Raw genomic sequence first — 15,955 nt, 5'->3', positions numbered from 1 at the left:
CCCGGCTCGGGGACGGCGTTGGTCAGCACCAATCCAGGATCAGATTTTCGATCCCGAACACATGGCCGCCGTGGGTGATGGGCGCTGTACCTTCCTTGATCCGGAACGACGGGATGCGCGCCAGCCACTCCTCCAGGCCAATGACAATCTCGCGCCGTGCAAGGTGTGAGCCAAGGCAGCGGTGGGGACCATGGGCAAAGGCGGTGTGGCAATTCTCCTCTCGTGCCAGATCGACCGTGTCGGGGCATGCGAATTCCGTCGGGTCACGATTGGCAATCATCGTGGCACAGGAAATATAGTCGCCCTTGTGGATGGGCGCGCCTTCGAAGTCGATATCTTTGGTTGCCACGCGGAGCATCTGCACGGTCGGAAAGGCGCGCAGCAATTCTTCGGCTGCCAGCACGATGCGTTCGGGCTTGCTCCGCAGCCATTCCTGGTCTTTCGGATTGCGCGCAAGATAGGACAAATCAAAGCCTATCGCTGCGGCAACCGTGTCGAGCCCCGCGACGAACACGAGCACCCCGATGCCGCGGACTTCCTTGTCGGTCAGCGGGCGACCCTCGACCTTAGCCTGCACGACGAAGGTCATGAAATCACCGACAGGTACCTTGCGGCGCAGGGCTGCAAGGTCGTCGATGAAAGAGACAATCCGCTGGGCCGCTGCCGACCTTTTGACAGGCTCGCCGTGGAGGAGATCCTTCCCCCAGCCGACAAATATGTCGAGGCGGTGGTCGGATAGCCCGAGAAAACGAAGAAAGATGTTAACCGCGAAAGGGAAGGCGAAATCCTTCATGACATCGCAGCTTGTGCCAGAGGCGGCGATCCTGTCGATGAGTGCGATCGCCCGCTCCCGGACAGCTGGTTCCAGCGCTCTTACCCGCTGGGGTGAAAACAGTGGGTTGAGTAGTGAACGAAAAATACCATGAGCCGGTGGGTCAAGTTCGAGTGGGATCATCGGCCAGTTTTCGCCGAGCGCGGAGGCGAAGATGCTGCGGTGGCTGGAAAAGGTTTCGGTGTCCTGCAGCACCCTGCGCTGGTCTCTGGCGCGCGTGATGACCCAGGTACCCCGGCCATCGCGCGTGTTGTGGGGGGCGTAAAAGATCGGCGGCCCGGCATGGACGCAGGCCACGGCGGCGTGGGGATCCCCGTTGGCCGTGGGTGGCATCCCAGGCGACGTGAACAGGCTGAAGTCCCTTACCAGTTCGAGCGGCACATGGTCCGGGACCGGACTGCTCGTACCTTCATTTTTCTTCATCTGACGCCTCCTTGGGATCGTATGGGTTCGGCCTCCGGCTCGAGCGCACTGTCACAAGTGCGAAGCGATGGAACTTCCCTTCTCCCAGCAACACCGCCGTGTGAACTCTGGCGGCCTCGCACCTCTAACGGAAGCGGCCTTTAGTTCAGGCCGATGTCGTTCCTGATCCGTGCAAGGCAGCTTTCGTCTTCCTCGGAGCCAAAGCAGCTTTCGAAATCATTGCATTGGCGGCAACTGGGCGCGGTGCATATTGAAAAGCCTTCAGCCTCGCAGAGCATGCGGTAAAGGTACTTCTTCCATTTCATGTTCTTGGTGTTGCCGGCTGCCAGTGTCGGAAAATGCGTAGCGAACAAGAGGCTGAGTTCGGCCCGGTTGAAAAGGCCAAGATCCTGCCAGAGATGGTCATTGCGCATGGCGCGCCGGGCGATGAGTTTGGCAAACCGGGCGCTGGCCGGGTCGCCCGGCCGGGCCTGCGCCAGCAGCAGGTCGCGTAGGAGTTGTTCCTCCATCTCCGGCTCCACGTCGGTCGCCTCTTCCAGGGCGAACGCACTGATAGGGAGATGGCGGAAACGGTCCGTCAGGACATCACGCAGATCGGCACGCGAAAGGCCGGTTGCCTGTGTCGCGGTCGCCTCGCCGGCATTGATCTCCTCGAGCGCTCTTGAGAGGACACAGGCAAGGACATGCTCGTCGAACCTGACCGCCGGATCGATCGAAGGCCATTGGCCGGCGCCGGGTGACTGTGCGTGTGGTAACCGATCAGGGCGATAGGGCGTTCGAACTCGGCGGGTGACGCCCGTTTTCCAAACAATGCCCTCGTGGGACTGACCTGACATTTTTGCTTCCCTGCTTCGTTGCCTCGACCCGCGATGTCGCCCGCGACCTGAAAGCCTACCGGCAGCGTCCAGCCGCTCGTGGTGATCAGATTCAAACGCCGTGCCAACTGCGCCGCCAGCGACATAACAAGAACCTGGAAGGCATTTCTCGTGCGTTTAGTGGGAGCGCAGAAGAACGCGGACGACACGAGCGTCGCCGATTCGACAAACCCGACGCTGGGACGTCCGTTCAGCCATCCCAGGAAACCTGGACAAGGTGCTCCACAGCGGAAGCGGAATTGCGCGAGCCGTCCGACTGCCCTTCGCAGTGTCCGATGTCCGACATGCGACAAAGCAAATTGGAACCGCCACCTTGTTTTAGAAGCGATTTCTCCTTTGGCACGATCCGTGCATGGAGATGAGCGAACGCTTCACGGACCGAGGAGATGAGCCTTGCAGAGCGAGGGGCAATGTCGATGTGGCTTGAATGCTGGGCAAACGCATATGCGACCGCCTTTGGCGGCTACGTTGGCCACCACTCGAGGACAAGCAATTCGTCGTCGATACCCCTTCCAACGGCATGGCCGTAGAAGGCGTGCCAGAGAACCTAAGTCACCCAGATCGACGTCGCCGGGTGCCGAAGAGCGGGAGCCTGACCGTTGCCGCAGACGGCAAGGATCGGGCCCCGCAGAACCCCTGACCCATGCCGGCCAGTGTCGATGTTGCGTCGACCCCACAGAGAAGCACTGCGCCAGTTTCCCTTCTATAGGAGCAATACTTGATGACCGTGAACAAGAGGATTCCCTTCGCGACGTTTCGCATACGTATTCGCGACGAATCTATTGGCGGGCCAAATCCGTTCCGCTGGGATGACAAAACTTCCGACGACTATTTCAGGGGCAAGCGCGTCATCCTGTTCTCGCTGCCTGGTGCCTTCACGCCGACTTGCTCGACTTACCAAGTGCCGGATTTTGAAGCGCTCTATGATGAGTTCGAGAAAGAGGGGGTTGAGGCGATCTACTGTGTCTCGGTCAACGACGCCTTCGTCATAAATGCTTGGGGCAAGGCCCTGGGGCTGCGGAAAGTTCAGCTCATTCCGGACGGCTCGGGCGAGTTCACGCGCAAGATGGGTATGCTGGTGGCCAAGGACAATGTCGGCTTCGGCATGCGCTCCTGGCGTTACGCCGCCGTGATCAACGATGGTGTGGTGGAGCAATGGTTCGAGGAGGAAGGTTTCTCCGACAACTGCGAAACCGACCCCTATGGCGTCTCGTCCCCGCAGAACATTCTTGAAACCCTGAGGGGCGCAAAAACCACGGCCGCGGTATGGCCTAGTGGAGTCAACGTCCCACAGAGCCCGGTTGCGCGCACGCTAGGGGCATTGCGATAATCATGAAGCCCTCAGCAAGCCTGCTTCAGAGCCAGAAGCAATCTCTGGTTCTAACACCTCAACTCATCGAGTCGATTCGGTTACTGCAACTGGGGCATATTGAACTGCGCCAATTCGTAGAGCAGCAAGTCGAGAAGAACCCCCTTTTGGAGCTGGCTCCAAACGACAGTGAGGCTGATGGTGATGTCCCGTCGGTTTTGGGCGAGGATCCGCCCAGGGGCGAACGCGAAAACGGGGCCGAGCCTTCTGAGCGGCTCAGGGAAGACAAGTCAACGCGCGACAAACCCGCTGCCGGGTCAGGGGAAGACCATACCCCGGAAAGCTATGTCGCCAATCCCGAAACACTGCTCGAACATGTCGCTCGCCAGATCGCCTTCACCGCGTTCAACCCACAGGAGCGGATGATTGCCGGCGCGCTTGCCAATCATCTGGACGACATCGGGTACCTTCGGGTGGACCTTTTGGAGTTGGCGGGAATCCTGAATGTTCCCCTGTCTGTCGTGGAAAGGGTTCTGGCAGCCTTGCAGCTTTTTGACCCACCGGGGCTATTTGGGCGAACTCTCGGCGAGTGCCTTGAAATACAGTTGCGTCAGCAAGACCGGTTCGACCCAGCGATGGCAGCTTTGGTGGCCAATCTCGAGATGTTTGCTGACCGTGACTTCAAGGCATTGCAGCGGCTTTGCGGGGTCGATGACGACGACTTTGTAGACATGCTGCACGAACTGCATGCGCTCGATCCCAAGCCTGGCAACCGATTCCAATCAGGAGGGCCGGAACAAATACAACCTGAGGTCTGGGTGCAGTCGTCGCGCGAAGGTGGATGGAATGTCGAACTTGATCCTGACACGCTCTCCAAGGTGCTGATCGACCAAAGTTATTTCCTCAAAGTCTCGCGGCTCACCGCCCATAACCCACAGGATCAGGCATTCCTAAACGAATGCATGGAGAACGCGAATTGGCTTGTCCGCAGCCTCGATCAACGCGCCAAGACGATCCTTAAGGTGGCCGCTGAGATCGTGCACCAGCAGGATGCCTTTTTGAGACATGGCGTGGCGCATCTGCGGCCCCTCAATCTCAGAACCGTCGCTGATGCTATCAACATGCATGAGTCGACTGTCAGCCGGGTGACGTCGAACAAGTACATGTCCACGCCGCGCGGCGTGTTCGAACTGAAGTATTTTTTCAGCGTCGCCATCGGCTCTTGCGGAGGCGGCGACGCCCACTCCGCCTCAGCCGTTCGCCATCAGATCAAGGCGATGATCGCCGCAGAAGATGCCGTGCTTTCCGATGAGGACATTGCTGTGCGGCTGAGGGAAAACGGCATCGACCTTGCTCGCCGCACCGTCATGAAATACCGGGAGGCAATGAACATCCCCTCCTCCGTACAACGGCGCCGGGAGAAGCGTGGCTGGCGTTGATGGCAATCAAATCTGCCCGCTCGTCCCCGCGGCGAAAGCTTCATGATTCAAGTCGAGGGCGTTCTTGATTGGTGTGAGAGGTGGCTGTGGCGTTTGTCCGGCTCAGGTCGCGCCCCGCTGGGGTGCGGTCGCTCCGCCGGGTGCTGAACCCGGTCCTGGCAATCGCGTGAACAGCTGCCCGCGGCATCAAGTTCGGCCCCCGTTTGCGCGGTGATATCGAGTTGCTCGTCGGGAAGGTCGTCGAACGAGGCATAATTGAGATTGTAGAGTTTGAAGTACAGCCCTCCCATGGCCATCAGCTGATCGTGGTTGCCGGTTTCGATCACTTCTCCGTTCTGCAGCACGATGATGCGGTCGGCATTGCGGATCGTGGCAAGACGGTGGGCAATCACCAAGCCGGTGCGGCCTTCCAGAAGCTTTGTCAGAGCTTTCTGGATCAGCATTTCCGTGTAGCTGTCGATGTTGGCGGTCGCCTCGTCGAGGACCAGGATCTTGGCATCGGTCACGAGAGCGCGAGCGAAACTGATGAGCTGGCGCTGGCCGAGCGAGAGATTGCCGCCGCGCTCGCCTAAAGGGGCGTCGTAGCCGCCGGCCAGGCTCACAATGAAGTCATGGGCGCCGACGGCTTTGGCGGCTTCGATGACCGCGTCGCGCGTCACGTCCGTCCTGTGATAGCGGATGTTGTCGAAAATCGTCCCCGTGAAGAGGAACGGCTCCTGCAGGACCATGGCGACCTGCGGTCCGAGCGATTCCTGGGTCAGATCGCGCACATCATGTCCGCCGACCAGCACTTGGCCGCGCTGGACGTCATAGAAGCGGTGAACGAGTGCCATGGCGCTCGATTTGCCCGAACCGGTTGGGCCAACCAGACCGACCGTCTCCCCGGGGCTGATCTTCAAAGAAATGTTTTTCAGCACCGGATGGTTGGGATCGTAGCCGAAAGTGACATTCCTGAATTCGACCGAACCGTCCATCTGCGGCGAAAGCGCCTTGGCGTCCGGCTTGTCCTGAATCTCGATGTCCAGGTCGAGCACCTCTGTCAGCCGTTTGCCCGACGCCATTGCGCGTTGCATGACAGAATACTGCAGCGTGAGCGAGCGGATCGGGTCGAAGAAGCGCTGGATATAAAACAGGAATGCTATGGTCACGCCCACATCAGTGGGGTCGTTCACGACCTTTGAACCGCCCAGGACGATGGCGGCCATGGCAAGGCCCGTGAGGGTATCGACAATCGGCACCATGACCTGGGCGTATTTGGCAGCTGTCAGTTGCGTCTTGAGATTGGCATGGGCCTTGTCGTCATAGAGGAGAAAGTTGACCTGCTGGCGATCCATGGATTGGACGGCCCGCACGCCATGAATGGCCTCGGCCAGCGCGCCATTGGTGGCCGAGTTGGTCTCAGTCGCGGCCATGAAGGCATTGCGGGCGCTCGGCAGCCAGACCATGCGGACGATGAAGAGGACTGGCAAGACCGAAAGCGTAAGGAGCCCCAACGATAAGTCCAGCCACAGCATGACGAAGATGATGCCGAATAGAAGGGCGATATCGCCCACCGAAAGCACTGAGGTCTCGAGAAATTCCTGGATTGAACTGACATCGCCCTGGAGTCGCGACATCAGACGTCCGACCTCGGTCTGGTCCATAAAGGAAAGGGACACCTTCTGCAGATGGCCGAACATGGCGCGGCGAATGTCGAAGAGCACAACCTCGACCATTTTGCCGATCACGCTCTGTTGCATGTAGCTGGCAACGCGATTGACCAGAATCGCGAGAAAAAAGGCGCCAGCGGCCGCAAGCAGCGCAGAGCGATCGCGGCTTCCCGGAGTGATGGCGTGCTCGACCGCGTAGCGGATGATCAGCGGGATGAGAAGCTGCACGCCGGCGCAGATCAGGACTGCGACAACCGCGATAACAGCCTTAATCCGGTAAGGCTCAACGAATGCCCAGATCCGCCGAACAATGTTCTTGTCAAAAGCCTGTCCGAACACCTCGTCTTCGATCCGATGCGAGCCGACGACAGCGCGCGGCGGGCGCGTACCGTCGCGGACACCGTTGCGTTCGCTTTCAGCGTCGGCGATCTGCGACATCAGTTCGCGCCGTCATCATCGCGTGGGCGCGTCTGAAGATTGTGAAGAGCCTCATAGCGCCCTGCATTGACCAGAAGTTCTTCATGAGTCCCGCGCTCGACGATCTCGCCATTTTCAACGAAAAGGATTTGATCGGCGTGCATGACGGAACTCAGCCGGTGGGCAATGATGATCGTCACGCGGTCTTTGGCGAAACGGCGCATGGCCGAGCGAATGCGCTGTTCGGTGGCCGCGTCGATCGCCGCGGTCGAGTCGTCAAAAACAATGACTGATGGGCGCAGCATCATCGCGCGGGCAATTGTGAGACGCTGGCGCTGGCCGCCCGAGAGGGAAACGCCACGTTCGCCCACGACCGTCTTGTAGCCAGCGGGCAGACCCAGGATGTAGTTGTGCAGCTGGGCAGATTCGCTTGCGCGCTCGATCCGCGATTCGTTGGCCCAGGGGTCTCCATAAGCGATGTTGTTCTCCACCGTTGTGGTGAACAAGAATGGATCTTGCTGCACGACCGCGACCGCCGTGCGAAGCGAGGAAAGAGTGACATTGCGGATGTCTTGCCCATCAAGCGTGATGGTGCCGCCGGTGACATCGTAAAAACGCGGGATCAGGTGAGCGATTGTCGACTTGCCCGAGCCAGGTGGACCGACGATAGCGATAGTCTCACCTCTACGGGCCTGGAAACTGATATTCCGCAGGATCTGGCGGTTTTCAGCGCCAGGATAAGCGAACGAGACATTATCAAAGCGCACAGTGCCCTCGCTGATCTCGAGGGGACTAGCGTGGGGTGCGTCCTTAATCGTGATGTCCAGGTCGAGGAAGCCGAACAGACGTGAACCGCATGTCGAAGCGCGAGCGAAAGCGTTGATCATCAAACCGATTTGGCGGACCGGCATTTGCAGGACGGTCATGAATGTCAGGAAGGTCGTGAGGGTTCCGACGCTGATCTCACCGGCGATGACCTTGCTGCCGCCAATCCAGAGGACCAGCCCCATGGCAAACAAGAAGGAGAAGGTCATCGCCGAAGTGTCGCGCGCGTAGATGTCGGCGCGTTCCTGGGCAAGTGCGAGCGCGTTCTTGGAGGCACGCTCGAACTTCAGCATCTCATAGGCTTGTGCGGCAAAAGCGCGGACAACGCGGATGCCGCAGAGATTTTCCTCCATGACGCGGCTCAGAACAGAGAGCCGCCCCTGCAGTTCGAACCAGGTGGCGCGCAGCTTGAGCTGGGTTCGCGATGAGCGCCATGCGACGAAGGGCACAAAGCTCAGCGCCAGAACACCGAGCTCCAGATTGGTGGAGAGCAGAATGTAGGCGCCAATGCCGATTAACATGGCCAGCAGGACAGCGCGGACCAGCGCTGTGGAGAAATACCAGCACACACCTTCGAGATCGAGCATGCAGATGGTGATCAGATCGGCTGAATGCCCCTGGTCGTGAAAGGAGAAGCTCAGGCGCTGGATCTTCTCATAGCAGGCGAGCCGCAGCTCATAGGCGAAGTGATGCCCGACCGATTCGGCAAAGTAGTTCTGCGCCAATGTGAATAGGCCGCGCAGCACACTGACGGCGAGCAGCAGGAGAGCCGATATCCAAAGCGCTTGTTCGACGGCACCGCCGGAGATGCCCTCACCGATCCGGACCTGGTCAACGGCCTGACCGAGCAGTTTAGGAATGAGCAGCTGGAGGGTTGCGGCGATGACCGTCGATCCAATAGCGAAAGCAACCTGCCACCGGTGACGCAAATTCATATAGGTAATACGCGTGAGCGTTCTCAGGCCCTGGCCCCAGCCCGGCGCCTCGACATGTGCGAACGGATTCCTCGGATTGTTTGCTGCGCCATCGGCATGACTGTTCACCGGCGTAAGTTCCAGATCTGTTTGCCGCAGCACTGGCGAGCACGTTGGGCGGCCTACCGGCACAAGCACTTGCTGGAGCACAATTACCCAAGGTTGGCGTTCCATTTTTCCGATGTTCCGGGCGTTAGAGTTCAGTGTGACGAGCAGGAGAACGGCTGAGCTCGGCGTGATCGAAAGACGCGAGTCCTTCGAGATGGTCATTGAGACGGCACTGCGTCGGATGATCTTTGCCATACCGCGCCCCAATGGGTCGCCAGCGGGTATGGGATCGCATCCACTTCGGAGTCGGGGTCGATCTCGAAGGCGAAGACCGCTGGTAGTGATAAGGGAAGGAGACTGCGGGGCAGGACGTCCCGCAGCTCGCCACGCGAAGCCGGCTGACTCCATTGTAGTCGCCTCGCCGGCATCGATCTTCATGGCTGCGATCTCATCGTCAATCAGTTCGCTACCGGTCTCTGCGCGCTTCCGAAACGTCGAAGCAGAAGCGGCGGTGTGCCGATGGAATCGGCGATGGGTCGCAGCTGATGATCAAGATCTTTTGCCGAAGGTCGACAATGGCGGCGAACGTGTTTTGGGAGGTGGCCAATGTAAATGCCACGAGGCCCATTGAATGGGGATCTGAGGCAGACCTGACATGATGCTGTCCTTCCTTCGCTGCGATGTCACGGGTGACATGAATGGCGGTCGCTTTCTTGCCGCCTCGCAACGAAGGAGCTTCAAAACTTATGCCAACTGCCTCGAAAGAGCCTCACAGAACAGCTTTCCAGATTATTCAATGGCTTGAAGAGAGGCTGGCGGGACACCGCGATGTTGTGGGTTCGACAAAGCCGACAGCGGGTGTTTGGTGCCCAGCATTTCTAGAGGAAGAGCGGATGCGCGGGAAAAGCCCTACCCACGCCATCGCACCGGCTGCGTGTTGTGCGATGTCCGACGATTTACAACCTGCGACGCGCCGGTGCTAAAAACATCACGTTGTTTTAGAAAACAACTTTCTCCTTGGCACGGCACATGCGTCGCCATCGGCGAACGCATCGCGCACTCGAGGAGAAGGCGTCCCATGATCACGCTCACCGAAAATGCTGTCACCGCGGTAAGGACCGCGCTTTCCCAAGCCGAGGAGCCGGCGGAAGGCCTGCGCATTAAAGTCGAGGGGGGCGGCTGCGCGGGACTGAAGTATCTGATGGGCTTGGAGAGCCTCGCACGTGAGGGCGATGCGATCATCGAGACAGGCGGCGTCAGGGTGTTCGTGGACGTAAGCTCGCAACTCCATGTCGCCGGTATGACGGTCGATTTCGTCACCAGCTTCGAATCCTCTGGCTTTGTCTTCGATAACCCGAACGGACGTGAAAAATGCGCTTGTGGGAAGTCCTTCGGCTGATGGCCTGAGAGAGACCCGTCGACGTTCGGGTCTGCCCTAATGCGTGTTTTCGGTCAGCTAAGGAGAGCTTCATGAGGCCGGTCTATCTCGATAACAACGCGACCACGCGAGTGGATCCTGCAGTCTATGAAGCAATGCGGCCGCTGTTTATGGATCAGTTCGGCAATCCTTCGTCAAAGCACGGATTTGGCGCTGCCGTGAGCGTGGCCATGAAAAAGGCGCGCCAGCAGGTGCAAGCGCTGATCGGCGCGGAATTCGACGATGAGATCGCCTTCACATCGGGCGGAACGGAAAGCAACAATGCGGCGATCCTTTCGGCGCTGGGGGTAATGCCTCACCGCACAGAGATCGTGACCTCCGCGGTCGAGCATCCGGCTGTGCTGAAGCTGTGCGAGCATCTTGAGAAGACGTGCGGCCTCAAGGTGCACAAGATCCCGGTCGATGACCGTGGCCGGCTCGACGTCGATGCCTATAAGGCGGCGCTGACCACGAACGTGGCAATCGTCTCGATCATGTGGGCGAACAATGAGACCGGCACGATTTTCCCTGCCGCCGAGCTTGCTGAATTGGCCAAGGAAGTCGGTGCCCTGTTCCATACGGACGCGGTGCAGGCGGTCGGTAAACTCCCGATCCACCTGAAATCGACGGCAATCGACATGCTGTCGCTCTCCGGTCACAAGTTGCACGGCCCCAAAGGGATCGGTGCACTTTATGTGAAGCGCGGCGTGCACTTCCGTTCGCTGATCAAGGGCGGGCACCAGGAGCGCAACCGGCGCGCCGGCACGGAGAATACCCCTGGCATCGTTGGGCTTGGCAAGGCAGCCGAACTTGCCATGAAATTCATGGCTGAGGACAGCAAGCTCATAAAGTCTCTCCGCGATCGGTTGGAGTGCGGGCTTCTCCAGCGCATTCCAGACGCTTTCGTGACCGGCGATCCGCTGGATCGGCTCTCGAATACGGCCAACATCGCGTTCGAGAATGTCGAGGCCGATGGCCTGCTGCTCCTTCTCGATCGCGAGGGGATCGCCTGTTCCTCTGGCTCGGCCTGCGGTTGCGGCTCGCAGGAGCTCAGCCATGTCCTGAAAGCAATGAACGTTGCCAGCAGCGCGGCACAAGGGGCAATCCGCTTCTCCTTGTCGCGCGACAACAACGGGATGGAAATCGACCGGGTGCTCGAGGTCGTGCCCGCACTCGTGGCGAAGCTCCGTGATCCCTTCCCGGCCTGCACCGGAAACGGCGATGGGATTTGAATGCGGATCTTGGTCGAGAAGGAAGCCGAGCCCGAGACCATCATTACCAGGGAGTTTACAATGAGCCACTGTTCCACCGAAAGGCCAATCATCGACGTCACCGACATTCTCACGCGGCTGAAAGGCTTGTCTGCTGCGGAGGAGTTCTTCGTGGCCCTTGGCGTCTCCTATGATCCGAAGGTGCTCGATGTCTCGCGGCTCCACATCATGAAGCGCATGGGCCAATATCTCGCCGAAGAGGATTTCTCCGGTCTCACCGACCAGGTGATCGCGGCGCGCGCGCGCGCGACACTGGAACGGGCCTATGAGGACTTCGCGACGTCCTCGCCGCTCAGGCACCGGGTCTTCAAGGTGCTCAAAGACCACGATCCAAATCGCCCCGCCACGCCGGGCCGCCCCTTCGTCCCATTCGATTCCATCCTGAAACCGTTCGGGAAGGAGTGAACGCGACACGGTTGCGACACGACAATGTCGTGACGCCGACAAATGCGCCTCCCAGGGATACGCCTCAGAAGCAGAGTACCGCGGCTCAAAGGTATGGCGCGATGCTCAACGGTTGGCACGAATGGTGCTTGCAAGCAGATGAAGCGCCAAGCCGCATCCCGATAGGAGCCAGAGAGACCGCATGCATATCGTCGTCTGTATCAAGCAGGTCCCGGACTCCGCGCAGATACGCGTCCACCCGGTGACCAACACGATCATGCGCCAGGGTGTGCCGACCATCATCAACCCATACGATCTGTTCGCCCTTGAAGCAGCACTCACACTACGCGACATCGATGGCGGCGAGGTCACCGTGCTCACCATGGGTCCTCCTATGGCAGAGGACGCACTGCGCAAGGCGCTCACCTACGGCGCCGACCGCGCGGTGCTCCTGACCGATCGTTTTTTTGCCGGCTCCGACACCCTGGCGACCTCCTTTGCGCTCGCTCAGGCAATCGGCAAGATCGGTGAGACGTTCGGCCCGCCAGACATCGTCTTTACCGGCAAGCAGACAATAGACGGCGACACTGCCCAGGTCGGGCCGGGCATCGCCAAGCGCCTCGATTTCCTGCAACTCACCTACGTCGCAAGGATCGGCTCCCTTGATCTCAATGCACGCGAGATCACGGTCGAGCGCCGTACGGAGGGCGGCACGCAGAAGCTGAAGAGCAAGCTTCCTTGTCTCATTACGGTGCTGGAAGGTATTAACGAGATCCGTCGCGGCTCGCTGCACGATGCCCTGCGCGCCGCCCGCAGTCAGATCGTAAAGTGGAGTGCGGCCGACGCCGGTATCGGGGACCTCAGCAAATGCGGTCTTCGCGGATCGCCCACTGTCGTGAAGCGTGTGTTCGCCCCGACCAGCCGGGCAGAAAAGGCGGTGCAAATCGACACCGCAGATAAGGCGCTGCGTGATCTCGCTGACGAGCTGATTGCCGCAATTTTCGCGCGCCAGCCGGCGCTGGAACACGAATTGGCCTTCGAGGGTGGCTCAGGGCAAGGAGCTTAGGATGTCGAGCGTGAACCGAGAAACCCCGCCTGCCGGCAGTCGTGCCGGCATGAAGAAGGATCTGCCCGAGCATTTCAAGGAGTATCGGCACGTCTGGGTCTTCATCGAGCTGGAGCGCGGCGAAGTCCATCCGGTTTCTTTCGAACTGCTCGGGGAAGGTCGCAAGCTGGCCGACAAGCTTGGCGTGCAGCTTGCGGGGGTCGTGCTCGGACCGCCGGGAGAGGCCTCTTGGTATGCCGTCGCCCAGGCCTTCGCCTATGGTGCCGATCTTGTCTATATCGTGGAGACGCCGCTGCTCGCCGAATATCGCAACGAGCCCTTCACTAGGGCAATGACTGACCTGGTCAATACATACAAACCCGAGATCCTGCTTCTGGGTGCCACCATGCGTGGCCGGGATCTTGCCGGCTCCGTGGCGACTACCCTGCTGACGGGTCTCACGGCTGACTGCACTCAACTTGACGTGGATCCTGACGGTTCGCTTGCCGCGACCCGGCCGACTTTCGGGGGTTCCTTGCTATGCACCATCTATACGCTCAACTGCCGGCCGCAGATGGCGACAGTGCGACCGAGAGTCATGGCGATGCCGCAGCGTATGGAAAAGCCGGTCGGCCGGGTCGTCGAACACAAGGTGTCGATGCTCGAGGACGAGATCGTCACCAAGGTCCTTGGCTTCCTGCCCGATGCGCAGTCGGTAAAGGCAAATCTGGCCTATGCCGATGTCGTCGTTGCGGGAGGCCTCGGGCTGGGCGGGGCGGAGAACCTGCAGGTTGTGACGAAGCTCGCGCGGGCGCTCGGCGCCGAATATGGCTGTTCGCGTCCGCTGGTCCAGAAGGGCTGGATGCCGGCTGAACGGCAGATCGGCCAGACTGGCAAGACCATCAGGCCGAAGCTCTACATCGCGGCCGGAATTTCCGGCGCCATCCAGCACCGGGTGGGCATTGAAAGCGCCGATCTGATCGTGGCCATCAATACCGATCCGAACGCGCCGATTTTCGATTTCGCCCATATCGGTATCGCCACCGATGCGATCCGCTTCCTGCCGGCGTTGACGGAAGCCTTCACCCGGCGGCTGTCGCCGCACAGTCGCGACAAGCTTGCGAGCTAAGGGAGACGGCTATGCTCGAGGAAAAGTTCGACGCTATCGTCGTAGGGGCCGGCATGGCCGGGAACGCAGCTGCCTTCACGATGGCAAGCTGCGGCCTGAAGGTGTTGCAGTTGGAGCGCGGCGAGTATCCGGGCTCGAAGAATGTCCAGGGCGCCATCATGTATGCGCACATGCTGGAGAAGATCATCCCGGACTTCCGGGATGACGCGCCTCTTGAGCGGCATCTGATCGAGCAGCGCTTCTGGATGATGGACAAGACATCCCATGCTGGGATCCACTATCGGTCCGACGACTTCAACGAGGCAAAGCCAAACCGTTACACAATCATCCGCGCCCAGTTCGACAAGTGGTTTTCACGCAAGGTGCGCGAGGCCGGCGCGACCGTCCTGTGCGAGACGACGGCGACGGAGCTCGCATACGATATCACGGGCAAGGTCATAGGCGTTCGCACCGACAGAGCCGGTGAAAGGATCTTGGCGGATGTGGTCGTACTCGCAGAAGGCGTTAACGGGCTGCTTGGCACGCGGTCGGGCCTGCGCGAAATGCCGAGGCCAGAAACCGTGGCACTGGCCGTCAAGGAAATGCATTTCCTGCCCGAAGAGGTGATCGAGCAGCGCTTCGGCCTCAAGGGCAATGAAGGCTGCGTGATCGAGGCGGCGGGCACCATCTCCCGCAGCATGACCGGGTTAGCGTTTCTCTACACCAACAAGGAATCGATCTCACTTGGCATCGGTTGCCTCGTTTCCGATTTCGCCGCCACGATGGAGAGCCCCTACGTCCTGCTCGACGGATTCAAGAACCACCCTTCGGTCCGGGCGCTGATAGCGGGCTCGGAGGTGAAGGAATATGCCGCCCATCTTATTCCCGAAGGTGGTTATAAGGCGATCCCACAGCTCTTCGGCGACGGTTGGGTGGCAGTCGGTGATGCAGCGCAATTGAACAACGCGGTTCACCGTGAGGGTTCGAACCTCGCCATGACGTCCGGCCGCATCGCAGGCGAGGCGATCGTTCAGGTCAAGAGCCGGAACGCCCCGATGACTAAGCGGAACCTCGTCCTTTACAAAACCATGCTGGACAATTCGTTTGTCCTCAAAGACTTGCGAAAGCATAAGGACATGCCGGCACTGCTGCACACCAACTCGCACAATTTCTTCATGACATACCCGCAGCTGATTTCTCTGGCCGCTCAGAACCTCGTGCGGGTCGACGGCACTCCGAAAATCGATAAGGAAAAAGCGACCACTGCTGCCTTCATAAAAGCGCGTTCGCGCTGGGGGCTGGTCAGCGACGCGCTTCGCCTGGCATTCGCCTGGCGCTGAGGGAGAGCAAAAATGACGATCACAGTGCCGGCCGTACGCGTCGAGGATAAGCTATATCAAAACCGTTATCTCATTGATGCAGGGCGTCCGCATATCAAGGTGCGACCTCACCAAAGCCCGAGCCCGAACCTGCTCGCGTTGACACGCATCTGCCCTGCCAAATGCTATGAGCTGAACGCCACGGGCCAAGTTGAGATCGCCGCCGACGGGTGCATGGAGTGTGGCACATGCCGAGTGCTGTGCGAGGCCAGTGGCGAGATCACGTGGAATTATCCGCGCGGCGGTTTCGGTGTCCTCTTCAAGTTCGGATAGTTGGCGCATTCAGAGTTCTTACCAGAGCGAGCCCGGGTACAACTTATAATTGTGGCAACACGTCGCATCGCATTATACCCGGTAACCGCGCACCTCTCGCATTGTTGAAGTGCATCGGGGTTCCGAAAAGGGGAAAGTTGTTTTACGAAACCAGCTTAGCCTTAATCGAGGAGCGCCCCGATGCAGCCACAGTGATGACGGATCAATTCGATTTTTGCGCCTGCCTGAACGGCACGCCAATTGCCGGTTTTGACGGTCGAACGAACGCTCGGATACTGACGCACTTC

General features: G+C 59.7%; 13 protein-coding genes. 9 read left to right on the top strand and 4 right to left on the bottom strand.

Annotated elements, in window-relative coordinates:
- Window positions 1–22: 22 nt before the first annotated feature.
- Together ACWTU8_RS28175 and ACWTU8_RS28170 are read right to left on the bottom strand one after the other, a co-directional pair.
- Complete coding sequence (locus tag ACWTU8_RS28175; RefSeq protein ID WP_455850704.1) at window positions 23–1,255, bottom strand: cytochrome P450; 1,233 nt, start codon at window positions 1,253–1,255, stop codon at window positions 23–25.
- Window positions 1,256–1,395: 140 nt separating this feature from the next.
- Window positions 1,396–2,091 (bottom strand): nitrogen fixation protein NifQ, encoded by a 696-nt coding sequence (locus tag ACWTU8_RS28170; protein ID WP_455850703.1) that lies wholly within the window; start codon window positions 2,089–2,091, stop codon window positions 1,396–1,398.
- A 760-nt stretch (window positions 2,092–2,851) separates the two neighbouring features.
- On the opposite strand from ACWTU8_RS28170, the gene ACWTU8_RS28165 reads away from it, so the two are divergent.
- Together ACWTU8_RS28165 and rpoN are read left to right on the top strand one after the other, a co-directional pair.
- Window positions 2,852–3,460, top strand: coding sequence for a redoxin family protein (locus tag ACWTU8_RS28165; protein ID WP_455850702.1), 609 nt, complete (start codon window positions 2,852–2,854; stop codon window positions 3,458–3,460).
- Window positions 3,461–3,462: 2 nt separating this feature from the next.
- Window positions 3,463–4,878, top strand: a complete 1,416-nt coding sequence (gene rpoN / locus ACWTU8_RS28160) for an RNA polymerase factor sigma-54 (protein WP_455850701.1) — start codon at window positions 3,463–3,465, stop codon at window positions 4,876–4,878.
- A gap of 47 nt (window positions 4,879–4,925) precedes the next feature.
- Here the strand turns inward: rpoN and ACWTU8_RS28155 are convergent, their stop codons facing one another.
- Window positions 4,926–6,965: an ABC transporter ATP-binding protein gene (locus ACWTU8_RS28155; protein WP_455850700.1), complete on the bottom strand. Its 2,040-nt coding sequence runs from the start codon at window positions 6,963–6,965 to the stop codon at window positions 4,926–4,928.
- Window positions 6,965–8,704: an ABC transporter ATP-binding protein gene (locus tag ACWTU8_RS28150; protein WP_455850761.1), complete on the bottom strand. Its 1,740-nt coding sequence runs from the start codon at window positions 8,702–8,704 to the stop codon at window positions 6,965–6,967. The genes ACWTU8_RS28155 and ACWTU8_RS28150 overlap by 1 nt, the downstream gene beginning before the upstream one ends.
- A gap of 1,165 nt (window positions 8,705–9,869) precedes the next feature.
- Between ACWTU8_RS28150 and ACWTU8_RS28145 the strand changes: the two genes are divergently transcribed.
- From ACWTU8_RS28145 to ACWTU8_RS28115, 7 genes are all read left to right on the top strand, one after another.
- Window positions 9,870–10,190: an iron-sulfur cluster assembly accessory protein gene (locus tag ACWTU8_RS28145; protein WP_455850699.1), complete on the top strand. Its 321-nt coding sequence runs from the start codon at window positions 9,870–9,872 to the stop codon at window positions 10,188–10,190.
- A gap of 71 nt (window positions 10,191–10,261) precedes the next feature.
- The gene (nifS, locus tag ACWTU8_RS28140; RefSeq protein ID WP_455850698.1) at window positions 10,262–11,440 is read left to right on the top strand and encodes a cysteine desulfurase NifS; all 1,179 of its coding nucleotides are present in this window, start codon (window positions 10,262–10,264) and stop codon (window positions 11,438–11,440) included.
- A 60-nt stretch (window positions 11,441–11,500) separates the two neighbouring features.
- A complete protein-coding gene (gene nifW / locus ACWTU8_RS28135; RefSeq protein WP_455850760.1) occupies window positions 11,501–11,884 on the top strand; it encodes a nitrogenase stabilizing/protective protein NifW in 384 nt (127 codons plus the stop codon).
- Window positions 11,885–12,065: 181 nt separating this feature from the next.
- Window positions 12,066–12,929 (top strand): electron transfer flavoprotein subunit beta/FixA family protein, encoded by an 864-nt coding sequence (locus ACWTU8_RS28130; protein ID WP_455850697.1) that lies wholly within the window; start codon window positions 12,066–12,068, stop codon window positions 12,927–12,929.
- A 1-nt stretch (window position 12,930) separates the two neighbouring features.
- Entirely contained in the window at window positions 12,931–14,037 is a 1,107-nt protein-coding gene (locus tag ACWTU8_RS28125; protein WP_455850696.1) for an electron transfer flavoprotein subunit alpha/FixB family protein, read from the top strand.
- 11 nt (window positions 14,038–14,048) lie between these two features.
- Entirely contained in the window at window positions 14,049–15,356 is a 1,308-nt protein-coding gene (locus ACWTU8_RS28120) for an FAD-dependent oxidoreductase (protein ID WP_027155279.1), read from the top strand.
- Between the two features lie 12 nt (window positions 15,357–15,368).
- A complete protein-coding gene (locus ACWTU8_RS28115) occupies window positions 15,369–15,668 on the top strand; it encodes a ferredoxin family protein (RefSeq protein ID WP_455850695.1) in 300 nt (99 codons plus the stop codon).
- Window positions 15,669–15,955: the final 287 nt, after the last annotated feature.

Source organism: Mesorhizobium sp. BHbdii (assembly GCF_053848045.1).
The sequence above is the reverse complement of the archived record's forward strand: the minus strand, read 5'-3'. Positions and strand labels throughout refer to the sequence as shown.